The organism is Psychrobacter proteolyticus (genome assembly GCF_003350005.1).
GTDB classification, from domain to species: Bacteria; Pseudomonadota; Gammaproteobacteria; order Pseudomonadales; family Moraxellaceae; genus Psychrobacter; species Psychrobacter proteolyticus.
In genome coordinates, this window is sequence record NZ_QLKS01000006.1 from 99237 (window position 1) to 119624 (window position 20388).

At 42.8% G+C, this 20388-nt stretch carries 17 protein-coding genes and 1 tRNA gene; 8 read left to right on the forward strand and 10 right to left on the reverse strand.

Annotation, left to right across the window (positions count from 1 at the left end; all coding sequences use genetic code 11):
• Positions 1 to 247: 247 nt before the first annotated feature.
• The 3 genes from DXK30_RS11555 to gluQRS all read left to right on the forward strand — a co-directional run bounded on the left by DXK30_RS11555 (position 248) and on the right by gluQRS (position 3255).
• Complete coding sequence (locus DXK30_RS11555) at positions 248 to 1087, forward strand: metallophosphoesterase (protein ID WP_114701803.1); 840 nt, start codon at positions 248 to 250, stop codon at positions 1085 to 1087.
• A gap of 492 nt (positions 1088 to 1579) precedes the next feature.
• Positions 1580 to 2017, forward strand: a complete 438-nt coding sequence (gene dksA / locus DXK30_RS11560; protein WP_057762021.1) for an RNA polymerase-binding protein DksA — start codon at positions 1580 to 1582, stop codon at positions 2015 to 2017.
• Between the two features lie 242 nt (positions 2018 to 2259).
• Positions 2260 to 3255: a tRNA glutamyl-Q(34) synthetase GluQRS gene (gene gluQRS, locus DXK30_RS11565; RefSeq protein ID WP_114701826.1), complete on the forward strand. Its 996-nt coding sequence runs from the start codon at positions 2260 to 2262 to the stop codon at positions 3253 to 3255.
• Positions 3256 to 3396: 141 nt separating this feature from the next.
• On the opposite strand, the gene DXK30_RS11570 is transcribed toward gluQRS, so the two are convergent.
• Positions 3397 to 4593: an FtsW/RodA/SpoVE family cell cycle protein gene (locus DXK30_RS11570; RefSeq protein ID WP_182176715.1), complete on the reverse strand. Its 1197-nt coding sequence runs from the start codon at positions 4591 to 4593 to the stop codon at positions 3397 to 3399.
• Positions 4594 to 4873: 280 nt separating this feature from the next.
• Positions 4874 to 6298, reverse strand: a complete 1425-nt coding sequence (gene murD / locus DXK30_RS11575) for a UDP-N-acetylmuramoyl-L-alanine--D-glutamate ligase (RefSeq protein ID WP_114701804.1) — start codon at positions 6296 to 6298, stop codon at positions 4874 to 4876.
• 700 nt (positions 6299 to 6998) lie between these two features.
• Here murD and DXK30_RS11580 point away from each other — a divergent pair.
• The 4 genes from DXK30_RS11580 (at position 6999) to DXK30_RS11595 (ending at position 11715) form a co-directional block, all read left to right on the forward strand.
• Entirely contained in the window at positions 6999 to 8498 is a 1500-nt protein-coding gene (locus tag DXK30_RS11580; protein WP_114701805.1) for a SulP family inorganic anion transporter, read from the forward strand.
• A 174-nt stretch (positions 8499 to 8672) separates the two neighbouring features.
• A complete protein-coding gene (locus DXK30_RS11585; RefSeq protein WP_114701806.1) occupies positions 8673 to 9527 on the forward strand; it encodes a universal stress protein in 855 nt (284 codons plus the stop codon).
• A gap of 479 nt (positions 9528 to 10006) precedes the next feature.
• The gene (locus DXK30_RS11590; protein ID WP_010197981.1) at positions 10007 to 10345 is read left to right on the forward strand and encodes a P-II family nitrogen regulator; all 339 of its coding nucleotides are present in this window, start codon (positions 10007 to 10009) and stop codon (positions 10343 to 10345) included.
• Positions 10346 to 10452: 107 nt separating this feature from the next.
• On the forward strand, positions 10453 to 11715 hold the full coding sequence (locus DXK30_RS11595; protein WP_114701807.1) for an ammonium transporter: 1263 nt from the start codon (positions 10453 to 10455) through the stop codon (positions 11713 to 11715).
• A gap of 194 nt (positions 11716 to 11909) precedes the next feature.
• Here the strand turns inward: DXK30_RS11595 and DXK30_RS11600 are convergent, their stop codons facing one another.
• The 3 genes from DXK30_RS11600 to DXK30_RS11610 all read right to left on the reverse strand — a co-directional run bounded on the left by DXK30_RS11600 (position 11910) and on the right by DXK30_RS11610 (position 13725).
• Entirely contained in the window at positions 11910 to 12293 is a 384-nt protein-coding gene (locus tag DXK30_RS11600; RefSeq protein ID WP_114701808.1) for a DUF2147 domain-containing protein, read from the reverse strand.
• A gap of 261 nt (positions 12294 to 12554) precedes the next feature.
• Positions 12555 to 12818 carry a hypothetical protein gene (locus tag DXK30_RS11605; RefSeq protein WP_114701809.1) on the reverse strand — a complete coding sequence of 88 codons (264 nt, stop codon included), beginning with the start codon at positions 12816 to 12818 and terminating at the stop codon, positions 12555 to 12557.
• A 70-nt stretch (positions 12819 to 12888) separates the two neighbouring features.
• A complete protein-coding gene (locus tag DXK30_RS11610) occupies positions 12889 to 13725 on the reverse strand; it encodes a DNA/RNA non-specific endonuclease (protein ID WP_201508206.1) in 837 nt (278 codons plus the stop codon).
• Positions 13726 to 13902: 177 nt separating this feature from the next.
• On the opposite strand from DXK30_RS11610, the gene DXK30_RS11615 reads away from it, so the two are divergent.
• A tRNA-Ser gene (locus DXK30_RS11615) sits at positions 13903 to 13993 on the forward strand.
• Between the two features lie 207 nt (positions 13994 to 14200).
• On the opposite strand, the gene DXK30_RS11620 is transcribed toward DXK30_RS11615, so the two are convergent.
• The 5 genes from DXK30_RS11620 to DXK30_RS11640 form a co-directional block, all read right to left on the reverse strand.
• Positions 14201 to 14488 carry a hypothetical protein gene (locus DXK30_RS11620; RefSeq protein WP_114701810.1) on the reverse strand — a complete coding sequence of 96 codons (288 nt, stop codon included), beginning with the start codon at positions 14486 to 14488 and terminating at the stop codon, positions 14201 to 14203.
• Positions 14489 to 14922: 434 nt separating this feature from the next.
• On the reverse strand, positions 14923 to 15870 hold the full coding sequence (locus DXK30_RS11625) for a putative RNA methyltransferase (RefSeq protein ID WP_114701811.1): 948 nt from the start codon (positions 15868 to 15870) through the stop codon (positions 14923 to 14925).
• A gap of 139 nt (positions 15871 to 16009) precedes the next feature.
• Positions 16010 to 17128 (reverse strand): phospho-N-acetylmuramoyl-pentapeptide-transferase, encoded by a 1119-nt coding sequence (mraY, locus tag DXK30_RS11630; protein WP_101205970.1) that lies wholly within the window; start codon positions 17126 to 17128, stop codon positions 16010 to 16012.
• A gap of 3 nt (positions 17129 to 17131) precedes the next feature.
• Positions 17132 to 18580, reverse strand: coding sequence for a UDP-N-acetylmuramoyl-tripeptide--D-alanyl-D-alanine ligase (locus tag DXK30_RS11635; RefSeq protein ID WP_114701812.1), 1449 nt, complete (start codon positions 18578 to 18580; stop codon positions 17132 to 17134).
• Positions 18581 to 18662: 82 nt separating this feature from the next.
• The gene (locus DXK30_RS11640; protein WP_114701813.1) at positions 18663 to 20378 is read right to left on the reverse strand and encodes a UDP-N-acetylmuramoyl-L-alanyl-D-glutamate--2,6-diaminopimelate ligase; all 1716 of its coding nucleotides are present in this window, start codon (positions 20376 to 20378) and stop codon (positions 18663 to 18665) included.
• Positions 20379 to 20388: the final 10 nt, after the last annotated feature.

The following is a 20388-nucleotide window of genomic DNA, read 5'->3' on the forward strand; positions in this document are numbered from 1 at the left end:
TATTTTATTAATATAATGAATACTTTAGCTTGATAATACTATAAGTTGGCTCTAGACTTTAAATTTGCTATTGCTAGTTGATAGTATAAATATCGTTGATTAGAGTCAAAGTAAGCTCAAGGCAAACACTGTGCTCTTCTATAGTAGATTCATGATAATTATAAATACCCAGTGAAAAATAGTAGCTCATTTATCCATACTCGCGCTAACAATACTTATTGTTGTGATTCGATAAGGGACTGAACCAATGCCAAACTATCCTACCAATAAGTTAAGCACCTCTGACCAAACGATAAATATCTTACAAATTACTGATTTGCATTTATCGACGCCTGTCTTTGTTGATGAGAGTAACACCTATAGTGATGACATGGCTTGTCAGCGTAGTTTTGAAGCAGTACTTCAACAGGCGCTTAGTGAAGATATTCGCTGTGATTTGATTATTGTGACTGGTGACTTGGTCAATCGAGTAAAGTCTTCAATTTACGATCATATTTTTGATGTATTACAATCGACTCAGATTCCGTTTGCTTGTATTGCTGGTAATCATGATGTGACTGATGAAAATGGTAAAGACTTGCCGTTTTTTCAGCGAGAGCTTGTTGCTCAACCTGCTGACTCACGTTTGTTAAGTCGTCATGTCATTGAGACTGAATACTGGCAGCTGTTGTTATTAGACTCCTCCATTTCTGGTAAGGTCGCAGGCGAGATTACGCCTACTGATATCAATTGGTTATGTGAGAGACTCCGCACCTGTGATAAGCCCGCATTAATCGCCCTACACCATCATATTGTTCCAGTTGACTCTGACTGGATTGATACCCATATGGCAGAAAACACTGAGAGTTTTTGGCAGCATATGGCGCCATTTGAACAGCTACAAGTGGTGATCAGTGGCCATACTCACCAAGAGCAAGTTCGATTGCGCCAAGGCGTCACGGTGTATAGCACGCCATCTACCTGCTATCAGTTCAAACCTTATGAAGATGATTTCTCTTATGATGAGCATGCATTACCAGGATATCGCTGGTTGCAATTAGCCAACAATGGAACAGTTGCAAGCTGGGTTGAAAGACTGGATACTTGATGCCCAGAATTATTGGGAATAGTATAACTCTTAGCCCTTTATACTTATAGCTTTCGTCAATAATTCCTAATAAAAAATGCAATGATAAACAAATAAAATATGCATTCAATATAAAAAATCACTTCATTATTATTACAAACAATGATACAACTTATGAAATAAAGCAAGGGTGGCCAAATATCTAATATGAAGTCACTGCACGATAGCTAGGATGGCCCATTAACCACAAGCTCAGTTTTCACAATCAATGACCTACGGCATGCTTTAGACAGTATTATTAAAACCGAAGTTTGTATAACAACCTATCTAACAATCGGTATATAACTGTCAGGATATAAAGTCTACGATATTATTTGATCAGCTGTGTTACTTGTATTACCAAGTGGTGAAACGTTTGATAAAAGGACAAATTGTAGCGTTTGTAGCATTAATAACGTCTTGTCTTTTGATACGTCGTTTTATTGAATTAATTTGAAAAAGTAGGATACCCATATGAGCACCCTGACCACGAATCCGAGTGAAGTTAAATTTACTCCTTATGTGCCGGCCAAAGACGAAGAGTATATGTCTGATGCGCAGTTGGAGCACTTTAAGGCTATTTTATTGGATTGGAAAAACCAATTGATTGGCGAAGCGGATCGTACCAAAAACTACATCCAAGATGAGTCAAGCGCCATGCCAGACATCAATGACCGTGCCACTCAAGAAGAAGAGTTTGCACTGGCATTACGTACTCGCGACCGTGAGCGCAAACTTATCCGCAAAATCGACAAATCTATGTTAGAAATCGAAAATGATGACTACGGATTTTGTGAGACTTGTGGTGTAGAGATTGGATTACGTCGCCTTGAAGCACGTCCAACCGCTACCCAATGTATCGACTGCAAAACCTTATCTGAAATCAAAGAACGTCAAAACCAAGGCGCTTAGATCAGATACTACAGATATGAATGTAAGCAGAAGCGACCTTATAATAGGTCGCTTTTTGTATTTTAGACTGTCACTATTTTGCTGCGTTACTAATTTTACTCTGAAAAATACAATCGCCTGAATAATTATATGACTAACAAAACAATCTCATTTAATGAATATCTTTTGATACTCATATTTATTATTCTATCTTTATTACCTTTTATAGACAGCCATTTATTTTGAAAACAATGCCTACCGCCATGCCAACTCAAACGACAACATCACAGCCTATTGGCCGCTTTGCGCCTTCACCAACGGGTGAGTTACATCTCGGCTCTTTAACGACTGCGCTTGCTAGCTTTTGCCATATCAAATCAATCGGTGGTAAATGGCTGTTGCGTATGGAAGATACCGATACTGAACGCTGTGATCGGCAGTTCACTGAGCAAATTTTGATGGATCTTGAGGCCCTTGGGCTACATTGGGATGGTGATGTTATTTATCAGTCTGAGCGCATTGATATCTACAACGACTATCTATCATCATACCTGCGACCGTTGACCTATGGCTGCCAATGCTCCCGTAAGGACTTAGAACAGTACTGGGCGCAAGAAGAGATAAGTAGAAACCATAGTCGTGCTAGCTTAGCTGCAGCGACCGACCAAAAATTATTAAACGAACAGATTTCATTAATTGAACAAGTACAGCCAAATAGGCAGCGCTATCCGCGTCGCTGTGTGGCAGCTGACCTTGATAGACAAAAGCATAAGCTACGTATTCAACTACCAGACTATCGGATTGGCTTCAATGATGGTATTCAAGGATTACAGTGGGATAATCCGCAGCAGACGTTAGGCGATATGGTCGCTCGTCGTCAGGATGGCATGATTAACTATATACTGGCAGCTAGCCTCGATGATGGTCTACAGCAGGTTACTCATATCATGCGTGGTCTTGATATCCTACCTATGACGACTGCGCAAATCGGCATCATGCAAGCCGCCCACCTACCTACTATTGACCAATGGTATCATCTGCCATTGATTAATAATGCTGACGGTCAAAAACTCTCTAAACAAAACCTTGCTCAACCAATCGACACATCAGATCCGAGCCAACTTATTGCTGAAGCCCTATCACTATTACAGCAAGCAAAGGTCGATAGCGATACCCCAGAAAATATGCTTAAACAAGCTATTGCTCAATGGGACAATACCCCGCTACAAGGCAAGCAGCAATTAAATTTGCCCTATTAACAAATAGTTAGTACATTAATAGCCGTAAAATAGACAGTAAAAAGCGCCACTATGAGTGACGCTTTTATTGAAATAATGCTAGACACTATTTACCGAAACTCTGAAGCTACATTATGCCAAGCCCATGGTATGCAAAACCTATTAATAGTAACGGCATTGGCTTTTTTCTATTTCAGGGCTTTCTTTATATATTTTCAATAATAGCGCGACCATAACCAAGCTAATCAACATAGACGAACCGCCATAACTAAAGAACGGCATAGTCAGACCTTTGGTTGGAATGGCGCCCATATTCATTGCAGCATTAATAATCGTCTGGGCAATAAACACCACACCGATTCCGAAAGCGGTGTAGCTCATGCGCATCTGGCGGCGTTTGAGCGCGTTGTAACTGATACGCATCGCACTACCGATGATCAACGCTTCAAGTATCAGTACCATGCTGACACCGACAAACCCTAACTCTTCACCCGTAATGGCTAATAAGAAATCCGTATGCGCCTCAGGCAAATGCGACAGTTTCTGTACACTTTCGCCATAGCCGACACCCGTGAACTGCCCACGACCAAAGGCGATCAAACTACGTGCCAGCTGATAATCGGTATCCTGCACGTCATCGAATGGATCCATAAACGACATCACACGCACCAATCGGTACTCTGCCGTAGTCACCATCAACACTGCACCGCCAACAGCAGCAGCACCCAATGCTAAGAAATGCTTATAAGGCGCCCCAGCGATATAGAAAATCGCGAACAACGTACCAATGATGACGACAAAAGAACCAAAATCTGGCTGTGACAATAGCAGTATCGTTATTAGCGCTACTACCAACATAATTCGCAAAAAACCATCTAGGCCATTACGAACTTCAAAAGATCGGCGCACCACAAAGTCAGATACAAACACAATCATGACCAGTTTGGCTAACTCGGCTACCTGAAAGTTAAAACCACCTACCGTAAGCCAGCGTTTAGAGCCATTAATTGGTGTGCTAAACAACGTGGCAACAAGTAATAGCCCTGTGATGCCTAACAAAGCAAACTGGGTCTCGGTCTTATATAGGGTGCGCAAAGACACGCCATAATAAGGGATGACCGCAACGATTAAACCAATCGTCATATACAACAGCTGGTTTTTGAAAAAATACAGCTCGGTCATACCGCGGCTAAGCGCAAAAGGAATAGAAGCAGAAGCAACCATCAGCAAGCTAAGCACCATCATACAGCCGACGCTTGATAACAAAATTGCGCGCGCTGATGGCATAGACAGAACACCATCTGAGCCAGAGGTTTGCTTGGTTTGGGGCGAGGAACGAAAAAAAGAAGAGAGCGCCATAATTTTATATACACTAACAAACGAAAAAACACGGCGTCTATGAAACGCCACCGTTTAAAAAATCATAAAATAAATCGTACTAAATAGATGGTGATAGAAAGCCTTTAACCATTGGCAAACGCCTTAGCTAGCACCTATTTTAGTAATCAGGATTATATGTTTGACAGTAGCAGCAATCTATAAGCAAAACAATCATTTATCCAGAAAATACTGGCTGTTGCTAAAGACGCGATATGCACTATGCCAGTCTATATAGCTGATTGACATATTCGGCTACCTATCAAGCTTCTGATTGTGCGGTGTCTAATTGATTGACCAGTTGGCTAAAGTGGTCACCGCGAGCCGCATAACCACTATATTGGTCAAAGCTGGCGCAGGCAGGTGACAGCAATACAGCCTGTACTTGCGATAAGCTACTAGTAGTGACTTGTTGAATAGTCGCAAAGGCATTCTCTAATGTCTGACACTGATGTAGCGCAACATCATCACTCAATTTTGCAGCTTTTAGGTGTTGTTCAATCTGCGGACCATCTTCACCAATGAATAAGACTTGGCTCACGTATTGATTGATAAAAGGCGTTAATTCACCAAACTGTTGCCCTTTGCCTTGCCCACCTAAGATCAATAATAGCTTACCGTCTTTTGGCGCATAGACTGCGCCCAAGCCTTCGATAGCGGCCATGGTCGAACCAATGTTGGTGCCTTTAGAATCATTGAAATAATCAATGCCAGCAGCATTTGCCACATATTGGCAGCGGTGCTCAAGACCTGTGAACTGCTGCAAAGTGGTTAGCATGCTCTCTAGCGGTAATCCTGCAAGCTCGCCAAGTGCCAGAGCCGCTTGCGCATTCAGTAGATTATGACGACCTTTAATCAACAGTTTGTCTGCCGACAGTAATCGTTCTGTACCACGAGCAAGATAAGTTTGGCCTTCTGTGTCGGTAATCAGACCATACTGACCTTTATCAGGGGCATGAATACCCGTACTAATTCTCGGTAGATTGTCTGCGACCAATGGACGAGTAAGTGCATCTTCACGGTTAATCATCACCGATTTAGCACCTTGGAAGATACGGTGTTTGGCTTGATGGTAGCCAAGCATATCTCCATGACGATCTAAATGATCAGGCGACATATTGAGCACAGTTGCTACTTTTGCGCCCAGGTTGGTGACGGTTTCTAACTGAAAGCTAGACAGCTCAAGCACCGCAAGCTCCATATCAGGATTCGCTAGCAATGTTAAAGCTGGTACACCTATATTGCCGCCGACACCCACGTTAACGCCAGCATCTGCTGCCATTTGGCCGACTAACGTAGTGACCGTACTTTTAGCATTAGAACCTGTAATCGCTACGATTGGTGCGGTACACGCTTCACAGAACAGTTGAATATCGCTAACTACAGGAATATTGGCTTGGCGAGCAGCAGCCACAGCGGCAGTTTCAAGAGAAATACCTGGGCTAATAATAATACGTGCCGCTTGCTGCAATAAATCGGCATCTATCGCACCAAACTGACGAATCTCTATCTCGGCTGGCAACTGATCGGCCAACTTAGGGGCAGCTTGAGCATCAGTGACTGCGACTTGATAGCCTTGCTTGGCCAGATAATGCGCGACTGACAATCCAGACTGCCCCAAACCGACCACGACTTGTAGACCACTACCCTTATGAAGTAAGGCTTCTGTTGCTGTATTAGTGGTCATATCTATTCCTTCTATATAAACGAGAAAAGTTGTATAAAATAAATTTGTTGTATAGCGACTCTAATCGGCGCTGCTAAGATGTGCAGCATCTTAACGCCATCGTTCAGATTTCGGTACTGATTTTTTATGAGTTTATGCTATTATTCGCCTGTTTTTATATTAAGTGGCTAATGCTATAATAGTCAGCTTGATTAATATTTATCAGTATTTTGCTGAGCACATTGCTCAAGCATTTTAGTTTAGCATGTTGTCACATTTATCGCGCTATTGTCACGCCTCTTCATCAACGATTCTTGTTGTGATAAGGGTGTATCAGATAATTTGACGAGTGATATATCACCTTCTACTACAGCAAGTGATTGCTGACTCTATATATTATTGTAGGTACATCTATCTAGCTGCCTATTTTAAGCAATCTTTTAAAAAATATTTTTAGGTAATTTACTGCCCTTATCATCGTATTGATTATTGATGATCGTATTTTTGATACCAAAAAAATCAGTAGATACCTTAGTTATTAGTTAGATACCTCAGTTATTAGTTAGATATTTTGGTTATTAATTTCTCACAATCCAACACAGCAACATGACCTAGTGCATGTTGAAGTAAAAGAAAAATGAATAGCTATTATTAGCGACGCGATCATTTTATAAATGAGTAATGATTACTTTTTTTGCCTCTAACCCTATGTAGTTTACTTATGACATCTTTTATTGATAACTTGCGTGACGAGTGGTTTTCCAATGTTCGCGGCGACGTTTTATCGGGTTTGGTTGTAGCCCTAGCCCTTATTCCAGAAGCCATTGCCTTTTCTATTATCGCTGGTGTTGATCCAAAGGTTGGCTTATATGCCTCATTTTGTATCGCGGTAGTGATCAGTTTTGTCGGTGGTCGTCCAGGTATGATTTCGGCAGCGACTGGCGCTATGGCATTGGTCATGGTCGATTTGGTTGCTGACCACGGTTTGCAATATTTGCTTGCCGCAACTTTGCTTTGTGGTGCCATTCAGGTCGTGATGGGCATTCTAAAACTTGGTAATCTGATGCGCTTTGTTTCTCGCTCAGTGGTTATCGGTTTCGTCAATGCTTTAGCAATATTGATCTTTGCCGCGCAATTACCAGAACTGAACCCAATGACTGAGCGTGTCGGCATGACCGTTTATATCATGACAGCAGCTGGTTTGGCGATTATTTATCTGTTTCCACTTATCCCTAAAATCGGTCGCATCGTTCCTTCACCGCTTATTTGTATTGTAGGTTTGACCGCTGTTGCAATGTATATGAATCTCGATATTCGCAACGTTGGCAGCATGGGTGATTTGCCAGATTCATTACCAGTATTCTTGTTGCCTGACATTCCATTAAACCTAAATACCTTGCTGATTATTGCACCATACTCTATCGCGCTTGCCATCGTTGGTCTTTTAGAGTCTATGATGACAGCAACGATCGTCGATGAATTGACCGATACCCCAAGTGATAAAAACAAAGAGTGTCGTGGTCAAGGTATGGCTAATGTCGTGTCGGGTTTCTTTGGTGGTATGGCAGGCTGTGCGATGATTGGCCAATCAATGATCAACGTCAAATCGGGTGGTCGTACGCGTTTGTCTACTTTGATGGCCGGTGTCGTCCTTCTGATCATGGTAGTATTCTTGAGCGAATGGGTCAGTCAAATTCCAATGGCAGCCTTGGTTGCAGTCATGATTATGGTATCGATTGGTACATTTAACTGGCAGTCTATTCGCGAGTTTAAGACGCATCCCATGTCGTTTAATATCGTAATGCTGGCGACTGTATTGACTACCGTCTTTACTCACAACTTAGCTTACGGTGTCGGCGTAGGTGTCTTACTATCTGCCTTAGCATTTGCTAATAAAATTGGTCAGTTCCTAACCATCTTTAGTGAATATGATGACAGCAGCAATACCCGCTACTATTATGTTCAAGGGCAGGTATTCTTTGCCTCTACCACCCAGTTCTTGCATAGTTTCGATACCAAAGAGGCTGTAGATAGTATTCAGATTGATGTCAGCCAAGCACATTTTTGGGATGTTAGCGCTGTTGATACCTTAGACAAGCTAGTGATGCGCTTGCAACGTGAAGGTATTGATGTCAAAGTGGTAGGACTCAACAATGCGAGTCGAACACTGATTGATCGCTTCTCTATTCATGACCGCCGAGACATTGGCTTGTTAGACTAAGCGAAACTGCTAAGCGAATCTACGCGGTCGCCATGTGGCTATAATATTAGTCTATGGCTAATGTATCGGATATTAATAAACAGTTATATTGGTGAAAGGGTTGGATGTATTTTTTATACGCCGACCCTAAACTGAGATAGCAGATTTTTATTATTAAAATGATGTGGTCGTTTTATGAGTAATTTAAAACCAGATAGTGTGATTGCTTGCTTGGACTGTCCTGATCATGTTCAAGCAGTCCTAGAGGCCAGTATGTGGGCTTCTGTTCGCCTGCGCGCGCCTGTTGGCTTATTGCACTCGATGCCAAGCTTGCAGCAAAAAGCCGCTATTAATTATTCTGGTTGCCTCAATATTGATGACGAAAACGCTTTGCTCGAACAATTCACTTCTAAAGAGCATCTGAGCAACTGTGAGCTAAAAGCACAGGGTCGACTGTTATTATCTCAAGCAACCTCGTATTGTGAGCAGCAACGCCATAAGCTCAAAACATACACACTGCATCGTCATGAGAACCTCAATCAGAGCATTGATTACGTCGATGACAAAGCACAATTGATCGTTATAGGTCATCATGTCACCTGCAAATCGACACTAAGCCAACTCATTCGAGTCAGTCACTGCCCCATTTTGGTGACACATGCACCATTTTTGCCCCCTACTACCGCTTTATTTGCGTTTGATAACAGTCCAACGTGCCATAAACTACTAAATTGGCTGTGTAAAACGCCACTCGTGCGTGCACTGACGGTTCATATTGTGATGGTTGGCAAGGAAACTTCTGATAACTGTGATGCGTTGCGTGAAGCCTACGCCAAACTCAAACAGGCTGGCATCAAATCTAAAAAGACATTGCTGGACTGCCGTGATGTTGCAGCGGCTTTGAACTACTATCAAAACCAGCATGATATTGGTTTGCTTATGACAGGGGCTTTTGGCCAATCTCGTCTACGCGAATTACTACGAGGTAGCGACACAAAAAAGCTATTGGTTAGCACAAAAACCCCTTATCTACTCTTTCCTAAAGCCTAACGACATATATATAAATACGCCTTAGCCCTTTATTTACCTAGGTTCAGGGGTCTGACTACTATGTTAGGCTCTGCCGCTTATCTCTATTTTCTCTCTACCTTCCCGCCATTCATCTTTGATACGTTTGCATAAAAAGGCCAAGCTAACGACCAAACTCAAGTTAGCAAATCGTCACATGAAATAAAGGGATAGCCTCCCCAAGCACTCAAAAAGTTGGTTATAATAAAGTTTTCGTTAATCAAACGCTAAAGATTGATTTACCTTTATTATGCTTATAGCGACGGCTCTAGTCGTTGCATCGTAGCCCATATTCTATGTTACTACTGTCATTACTTTTTAATGAACAACGCCAGTTCTACCTCCCCCCTTGAGTAGGTTGGCACGGTTCTTGAATAACTTACAGTAAGCAAGGCAGAGATATGATGATGCACCATAGTACTTCTATCAATCTGCGGCATCACACAAATAAGGAATTTTTTATGAAGCTAATCACTGCGATCTTAAAACCGTTTAAGCTCGACGACGTGCGTGAAGCGCTTTCCGACATCGGTGTTAAAGGTGTCACTGTCACTGAAGTCAAAGGTTTCGGTCGTCAAAAAGGTCACACAGAGCTCTATCGCGGCGCAGAATACGTGGTGGACTTTTTACCTAAAGTAAAAGTCGAAGTTGCTGTGATCGACGAGATGGTTGAGCCTGCTATCGAGGCAATCACTCGTATCGCTAGCACTGGTAAGATTGGTGATGGCAAGATTTTCGTCACTGCACTTGAGCAAGTTATCCGCATCCGTACAGGTGAAACAGGACCTGACGCTATCTAAATTTGATGACCTACCTACGGGCATAAACTTATAGGTACAGACTCTTACAGCATTTTTATCTATCGGTAATGCCGATATCTATATTATAAATTCAAGGGGGAATTTAAATGGAAAGTCAAATCTTTGAGCTCCAATATGCGCTCGATACGTTTTACTTTTTGATATGTGGTGCGTTGGTCATGTGGATGGCAGCAGGCTTCACTATGTTAGAGGCCGGACTGGTCCGATCAAAAAACACAGTCGAAATCTTAACCAAAAACGTCGCACTATTTGCAACGGCTAGTATCATGTATATGGTATGCGGCTATGCGATTATGTATGGTGGCGATCTATTCTTAAGCGGAATTGCAGGCGGTGATACGTTAGTAGAAGACGCCTTAGCAGCCTCTGCTGAAAATGGCTTCGGTGGCGACTCTGTCTACTCTGCCGCATCAGACTTTTTCTTCCAAGTGGTCTTTGTAGCGACCTGTATGTCAATCGTATCGGGTGCTGTTGCTGAGCGCATGAAACTGTGGTCATTCTTATTATTCGCTGTGGTCATGACTGGTGTTATCTACCCACTAGAAGGTAGCTGGACATGGGGCGGCAACGATGTCTTTGGTCTATTCAACTTAGGCGACATGGGCTTCTCTGACTTTGCAGGCTCTGGTATTGTGCATATGGCAGGTGCTGCAGCAGCTCTAGCAGGTGTATTACTCTTAGGTTCACGTAAAGGTAAATATGGCCCTAACGGCGAGATACGTGCTATCCCTGGTGCTAACCTACCATTGGCTGCACTCGGTACACTAATCTTGTGGATGGGTTGGTTCGGTTTCAACGGTGGTTCAGTGCTTAAATTAGGCGACATCGCTAGCGCTAACTCTGTTGCGATGGTGTTCCTAAACACTAATGCAGCGGCAGCTGGTGGCGCAGTGGGTGCTTTATTACTAGCACGCGTCATCTTTGGTAAAGCCGATCTAACTATGCTCCTAAACGGTGCACTAGCTGGTCTAGTAGCCATTACTGCTGAGCCTTCAACCCCTTCTGCACTACAAGCCACTATCTTTGGTCTTATCGCCGGTATCATTGTAGTGTTATCAATCTTAGCCTTAGACAAAATCAAAATTGATGATCCAGTTGGTGCAATCTCAGTTCACGGTGTTGTTGGTCTATTTGGCCTGTTAATCGTACCTATTACTAACCCAGCATCTACCTTTATCGGTCAGATTGTGGGCGCTGCAACCATATTCGCTTGGGTATTCATTGCCAGCCTAGTGGTTTGGTCTATTATCAAGCTGGTTATCGGTCTACGTATCTCTGAAGAAGACGAGTACGAAGGTGCTGATATTGCAGAATGTGGTATGGAAGCTTACCCAGAATTTATAAGATAAACTCCTTTTAAGTAACCTAAAGATTTATGTCAAATGCGCTGATACTACCTACTGTAGTATCGGCGCTTATAATTTTAGTGTTTAAAGCGTCCCCCTATTTAAGCTATAAGCTTAAATCTAAAACGTAAAAAATCCCGCGAGACCTTTCTGTAACGCGGGATTTTCATGTATTAAACTGAGACTAATTTTTTAGTTTATTTCTTTTTCCACTCTTGGCTACGAGAGAATGGGCCAATATAGCCTCTAAGTTTCAACGTGTTGCCGCTTAAGCTTGCAGTCATACGATAGTCTTTGCCTTTTTCAGGGTCAGTAATCGTACCACCACTATATTTACCACCACCATCAGCTTGTAGACCTTTAATAATGGTCGTACCAACGTGCTTTTTGCCTTTAGCTGAGTTAGTAGCAATAAGTGTACCGGTCAACACACCGTTTGACTCAGTGATTTTTACCGTACCTTTTGGCTTGCCTTCATCATATGTTTGCCAAGTAGTGTTGGCTAATGGGTCAGCGGCGAATGCCATGCTAGCAATACCAATACCAGCAACTGCTAAAGTGGTCTTTGTAAATAATTTCATAGATTGACTCCCTTCATACAATGATTACTCGAAACGTTATGTTTCTGTTGTCCTATGCTTATCCTTTGCTAGAATCTTTCATTACGAGCTTTATGGTTTCGACCTTTTTAAATGATAGTTACCATTACAACTTATAAGCTTTTTATTAAAGATTCAAGCGACACAAGCGATGTCTTAACTCATTATAAGCAATTTTTAGGTTTTGCCTAGTAATTTTTTTACAGTTTCTTATTTCTATAAAAATAAAACTATATCAAAGAGTTACAGAAAAGGATTGTCGATATCTTTATCTAATTGGTCATCATTTTCCTTTGACTTAGCATCATTCTTGCTATATATATTTTTTTCTTCAAATGCTTGTACGATTTTTCCCGATAGCTCATGCAACTGTTGGGCTTGCTTATATCCTAACTCATCAAAATTGAGATCAATATCACCATATATAATAATCTTGTCTTTTTGATTTTCAATGACAAGATCACCTATCTGCATGCTTTGATGGTCGTTGGCGAATGGCTCAATCATTTGATTATCCTTATTATCAGTAACATTGTATTTTTTCAGAATGAGGCGATTTTAGGGTCTTACTTTCAGCTTAAGCCTGTAATTGTGCAATCAACCATTCTAAAATAGCCCAGACAAACAGCATCCACTCTGGCTCTTCTGCTGGCGCATCTGAGCTCTCACCTGCCTTCAATGGTAAATCAAACGCTTGAGATTTGGACTGACTATCTAGCATAGGTAATACATCGATGCCAATCTCAGTGGTCAGCTCATCGATACTAATCACATCGATGCGTTCCGACTCATCATTTGGTGCGTAATACACGCCTGCCTGATTAGTTGCTGGGATATATACAGCTTTGAAGAAATGGCTAGGCACAAGAACACGGTTAGCGAGCTGCTTGGTTTTTTTATCAGTAAATGCCACACCTGTGATGGTATACACCTCACCGTATTGCTGCGTTAAATACCGAGTGGCAGATTCAATATTACGCCAAATGTAGCGATTATTACGTGGTGACTGCGGGGCAATATTTGCCAAACTAAAACTATCATACTGCTGGCTGCGATTGGCCATATTGGCATTGGGTGCCAAATGTCCTCGGTCGTAGCCAGATCCTGAATAATCAGATAATGAGGCTCGTGCTGACTTTGGTAGTTTACTCTCTTCGTGAAAGCTATCTTCACGATCGATCTGCTTAGCTTGTTGTAGACGTGTGCGATCGAGATGCTCTGCTGACCAAAGCGGTGTACGCGATACCCCCGAGTACATAACCGCAAAGCCATCCATGCATAATGCTTGTGTGTCTTTTTTTAGCTTGGTATTGGTAAATTCAGGATAAACACCACCATAAAAAGACTGGCTACATTGGGTTAGATCATCAGCGTGTGCTTGGGTAATACCTGTCGTGACAAGCAATACTGCCATCAGCGCACTATTCTTACATCCGTACTTAAGCCTACTAAAACTTATCATTCAACTTTCAACCATTTATACTTGCCGTTACATACTTGCTATCCTAGCAGGCGCTTGCCAATAAAGAAAGATAGCGCGCAAGTCGTGACATTTTAAATGGTATCCGCTATACTTAGGCGTTCAAAAAACGGTGAAGTGGGTGAGTGGCTGAAACCGCACGCCTGGAAAGTGTGTATACGTTCATAGCGTATCGAGGGTTCGAATCCCTCCTTCACCGCCAATCTTATTCTGCTTAAGCAAAACCTCAGTTTTCTTATCTAGTTCTACCTTCTCTTAAATACTCTCGGTATTTTTAAAGTCGAGGCACAAAGACTGGCTTTATTGCTGTTTGTAATTCTTCTTTTTCATGACATATGCTACGTAAAAGTATTACACAAAAAATGATGCCCCTTGTAAGGCACCATTTATAAATAATCAGATCTTACTTTTAAGAGCGATGTTGGTGATCATTTCTAATTTGTTTTTTGCCCTGATATTTATTTTGTTTTTTCTCTTTTACTTCGTGTTTAGCAGCCACTATTTTCGCTTTGTGATGTGACTTTGCTGCCTTAGCTTTGGCATGCTTATAGTTATTACTCTCTTTATTGCTGCTGTGTTTTTGATGCTGTACCTGAGCTGTATGATGCTTATCAAAATTAGGCGCGGCATTGGCCTGACCAACCATCGACAAACAAGCAGTAACGGCTAGAATCGAGCTAACTAGTATCTTTTTCATAATTTTATTCCTTTGAATTCATATTTAGAGTAGTTATAGATAATTCACTTAGTGTTAAATGAACTATCGTGATAAAGCTTTACTCTATCGACAAAGAGAATGATAAATGATTCTAGTATTAAGTAGATTTATGAAACTTGAAGAAAGGTTGCGATTGTTACGAGGGCATGCGCAATCAAAGGCATGTTAGGTATTGGCGTAATGTTTGGTTAAATGACAGCGTATTTAGGCTTTATCGGTAAGCATCGTAAACAAGATATTTATAAAAACGCGAATGACTAGCTGATTGATAAAGAGTGCAAATACGGAAACGGTTAAGCCAAATTTCCTGATATCAATATTTCTGGTATTCGAAAAACCTAACTCATCAGAAGTTTCTGGTTAATGTTTAAAACGAGCATAGCAATACCCCATACTGCTATGCTCTAAATGTGCTAAACAGACGTTTTCTGCAAAATATAAACCACAAACTTTGCCTCTGTACTAAATGCTTCTTTCTCTACTGCTGCCAGTAGTGCTTGTCTTTTCTCACTGCGGGCACGGTACGCATAAGGTGTCATCGTCATCAAATCAGCCAAATCCTCTGCGGATAACGTCAGCTCTGTACTGACACGGCAGGTCTCAACCAACGTAAAATATGGTGCCAATTCTTGCAAAAATTTATCAGAATCATGCTCACGCACATCATCAAACAGAGCATCACGCATCGTTGCCAAATGCCCGATATCAGGTTTGGCAATGATTAAATAGCCACCATCCATCAATACATTATCAAACGCCTCGGGCAAAATGGGGCTAAAAATACTGCTAATACCCGTCATACTGTGCGGGCGTAATGGTAAATGTGCAGCACTGGTCACTAATGGATAGACCGCTGTCGTCTTGGCAGTATCTTCTTTGCGCGGCTGATACCATAGACGACCTGCTAGTTTACTGACTTTGGCCAGCTCAACCACTGCAGGCTTACTGATGTCAGCGGCTATCAGCGTGTCTATAACATCCGATCCCATTTGTGCCATTGCCTGCGTGTAGTAGCCTTCTCCGCAGCCAATATCAAGCCAATTGACCGGCTTGCTATCTTGCTTATCTATTAACTCATCGTTAGACAGCAATTCTGCCATTTTTTGACTAATTAGGTTTTGGAGCAAGGCATAGTGCCCATGATTCAAGAACCGTTTACGCGCATCGATAGATTCTTGACTATCACCGGGGGCTTTGGACTTTTTTTGTTGTACTGGCAGCAGGTTAACATAGCCTTGACGCGCTACATCAAAGGGATGTGAAGTCTGCTTAGGGTGCAAACTACCATCACAGCGCCAAGTATCTGCAGCAGGATCTAGTGGTGACTGACAAAGTGGACAAATAAATAACGACACGGGCATCTCAAAGTGATAGCAATATGCTTCGCATTTTAACAAAATTCACCTGCCTTGAGCGACAAAAAGCCGTTTCAATCATGATTGAGACGGCTTTTTGGAGTTCTGCAAATTGATATCTATATAGATATGCGACTGTTATAGCTTAACGCAGTTTTAGCGTCATTAGCCCGAGGATGACAAGGATAATGGCAATAATCCAAAATCTAGCCACCACCTGCGTTTCTTTCCAGCCAATTTCTTCAAAGTGATGGTGCAGCGGTGCCATACGGAAGACGCGTTTTTTGCGCAGTTTGTACGAGCCAACTTGCAACATCACTGATAGTGCTTCTGCGACAAACAAGCCACCCATAATCGCAAAGGCAATCTCTTGACGGGTCATCACGGCGATAGTACCTAGCATTGCACCTAGTGCTAGCGCGCCAACGTCACCCATAAAGACTTGTGCTGGATGCGCGTTGAACCATAAGAAGCCAAGACCTGCTCCGACCATTGAGCCACAGACGATGATGACTTCGGAGTTGTAAGGAATATAAGGTACATGCAAGTAATCAGCAAAGCGTACATCGCCTGATACATAGGCCATCGCGCCCAAACCTGCAGCGACGAGAACGACTGGCAAAATTGCCAAACCATCCAAACCATCGGTTAGATTGACTGCGTTAGAAGCTCCATTAATCACAAAGTAGGTAAAGATGATGAAGCCAATACCAAATGGCACCGCTGAAAATGGAATCATCCAGTCTTTGAATACTGGCAATAGCAGATCCTGCATCTCACGTGTGGTATTGATATCTGGTTGTAGCGTGGCGATATAATACAAAGACACACCGACAAATAACGCACCCATAGACAGCCAAAAATACTTTTTGCGAGCGATTAAGCCTTTTGGATCTTTGTACTTAATTTTTAGCCAATCATCAGCCCAACCTACGGCACCGAAGATAACCATAACCACGAGCAAAATCCAAACATAAGGATTGTTTAATCGTGCCCATAGTAGCGTCGATATGCCAATCGCACTGAGGATCAATACCCCGCCCATGGTTGGTGTACCAGTCTTTGCCAAATGCGATTGAGGCCCATCATTACGAATGGCCTGACCATATTTGAGCGATCGCAAGTGCCGAATGACACGGCCACCAAACATCATGCTAAATACAAGGGCGGTAACAACTGCAAGCAACGCTCGCAGCGTCAACGAAGAAACCGCAGAAAACGGCGTATAATACTGGCCAAGCCAGCCGAACAACCAAACTAACACCGCCTACTCCTCTACTAGCGCATGAATAAGTGTTTCCATTCCCATGGAACGAGAGCCTTTGAACAACACAGTACAAGGCTTAGCTTGTTGCGCTTGCAAATACGGCTGTAAATACTGTAATAAACTTTCTTTGTCAGCAAAGGCATGAGCACTGATATCAGACACTTCTTGCGCACCCGCAACGGTATAAGGAGCATATTCGCCAACACAAAGCAGCACGTTGATACCTGTGGTTGCGATAGTACGGCCCAAGCTTTGATGCTCACTAATAGCCGCTTCTCCTAACTCACCGATATCGCCCAGTACCATGACCTGCGTACCCGTTTGCGCAGCCAATACTTTGGCCGCAGCACGTACCGAATGAGGGTTGGCATTATAAGTATCATCAATGAGACGATGCATACCAAGTATCTGACTATTTAGACGACCTTTAGCTGGGCGTGCATTTTCGAGCCCAATGACGATGTCACTCACCTCAATATTTAGCGCATGCGCACAGGCAGCAGCAGCCAAGGCATTATTGACATTGTGTTCACCTGCCAATGGCAAGTTGATATCATGGATTTGGTTACCGATATGTAGCTTAAATTCGCTACGTTCTGGCTCTACGTCTAGATGGCTTGCACTCACATCCGTATTACCAAAGCCAATCACATGTGAGGTGTGCTTTTCAGCGATACGACGCAACTGATTGGTAAAATCATCTTTATCAGGAACAATCGCAAACTGCGCGTCTGTCAATGTATGGTAAATCTCTGCTTTGGTCTGGCATATGCCTTCACGGCTACCAAATTCACCCAAATGCGCTGTACCGATGTTTAAGATACAGGCCACATCAGGCTGAACTATTTCAGTCGTATAAGCAATCTCGCCAATATGGTTTGCGCCTAACTCCAAAATAGCGTAACGATGATGATCTGATAGCTCAAGAAGCATCATTGGCACACCCAAATCGTTATTGAGGTTACCACGAGTGATCAAGGTCGGTGCCAATCTACCAAAGATACTGCCTAGCATTTCTTTGCAAGTAGTCTTGCCACTAGAACCCGTAATAGCAATTACGGTTAAATCTGTATGCTGCTGACGACGATAGGCTGCCAATTGACCTAGTGCCAAACTAGTATCGCTGACCACCAATTGCGGAATAGCATTTGGGCCGGACAACGAAATAGGACGCGAGACAACAGCGGCAACTGCGCCTTTTGATATTGCTGTCTCGATATAATCGTGACCATCGAAATTATCGCCGCTTAGCGCCAAAAATATATCGCCTGGCTTTATCGTGCGGGTATCGGTGGCTATCCGCTTACTGGCTAAAGCAGTCTGCTCTGCTGCATGACCTTGTGGTAGTTGCCACTGCCCATCGAGCGACGTGGTCGCTGCGAGCAGATTGTCCATTTGCCAGACATAGAGCCCTTGCGACTGGGCAGTATTATCGGTGTCGGCTGTCATAATGATTACCTTATATGATGACTACTTAATTTTTATATTTAATGATCAATTTTTACTAATGCATGTATCGAAAGTCAATCAACTACACACGTCCCGCCTGACTCAATGCCTGCTGCAAAACAACACTGTCATCGAAATCATAGCGAACGTTATTAATCTCTTGATAGGTTTCGTGACCTTTGCCTGCGATGACTACGATATCATCTACACCTGAGTGACTAACTGCATATTCAATAGCAGTTTGGCGGGCAGGCTCGATATGGGTTCGTTGATATTGCTCAGCTGTCATACCAGCCTGCATATCTTGCAAAATTACATTTGGGTCTTCGGTACGTGGATTATCCGCGGTCAAAACAACTTGATCAGCACCTGCTAGACCTGCTTGCGCCATCAACGGTCGCTTGCCTGCATCACGATCTCCGCCGCAACCAAATACTGCCCATAGCTGACCTTTACAGTGGGTTTTTAAACTTGCCAGCACTTGGTTTAGAGCGTCTGGAGTATGCGCATAATCAACGATAAAGCAGCCATCATTTGATGGTACACGCTGCATACGCCCAACTGCACCTTGCAACTGTGCAACAGCAGGCGCAATACGCTCGATATTCATAGCCAAGTCATCATCAAGTGCTACGACGGCTGCTATCGCTGCGAGCAAATTGGCTACATTGAAGCGACCTAATAATGGACTCACAATCTCTATGTTGTCAGCTTTGTCATCACCAAAATCAGTACGCAGATTTATTTTGACGCCTTGCAGACTGGGTGTAATATCAGCGGCAACAAAAGTAGCCGCTTTTGATGAATCCAAACTGTATGTCCATACCGTCAAACCGCTGGCATTTGCCGTATCTAACATAACCTGAGCGTGCTCATCATCGATGTTGATAATGGCATGGGTCAAATCTGGAAAATGAGCTTTATCAAACAGCTTTGCTTTAGCAGCGGCATATTCTGCCATATCGGCATGATAGTCTAAATGGTCACGACTCAAATTGGTATAAATCGCCACAGTGACTGGCATACCTTGTAGACGTTGTTGATCTAACCCGTGAGAGCTGGCCTCTAATGCCAATATTTCTGCCTCTTCTGTTCCCATTTGATATAGGAACTGCTGGACAGCTAACGCATCGCCCGTGGTATGGCTGGCTTGCACCAGAGCGCCAAGTCTTCCATTACCTGCCGTACCCATCACTGCGCTACTCTGACCCATCAACTGAGTAAGCTGTGCTACTAATTGACTGATGGTTGTTTTGCCGTTCGTACCAGTCACTGCAACTACGGTCGGTAGAGTCACTGGCGGCTGATATTGCAGGCGCGCTTGAATTAAGCTACCTAAAAAGTCACGAATGTTAGGAACGTACAATACAGGGCATGGCAACGCTGCTAGTTGCTGCTGTGCATTAGCAATACTATCTGTCTTAGGTTCACTATTGGTATTTGAGAGGTTGTTTGCTTCGCTAAGCAAAACGCTAGGGTCAATCTCTGAGATAATAAACGCGGCTTGCTCAGCGGCTTGTAGTAGATAATCGCGACTTTTTTGAGGGTTGGCTGTTTGACTCTTCAAAAGGACAAATACGTCATTCGCTTCCAATTGTCGATTGTCTAAGCGAAACTGTTGAAACGGAATATGGGCAATAGACTGGGATTGATCTGAACCTACCTGATTGGATGCTTCCTGAATCGATGCTGCTATCATCGCTGTAAGCTGCTCAGCCAGTTTTTGCTGCTGGCTTTTATTGGCATCTATAAGCTGTTGTAAAGTAACAGTAGCGCTATCTAGCGATGATATAGTCATAGATAAATCC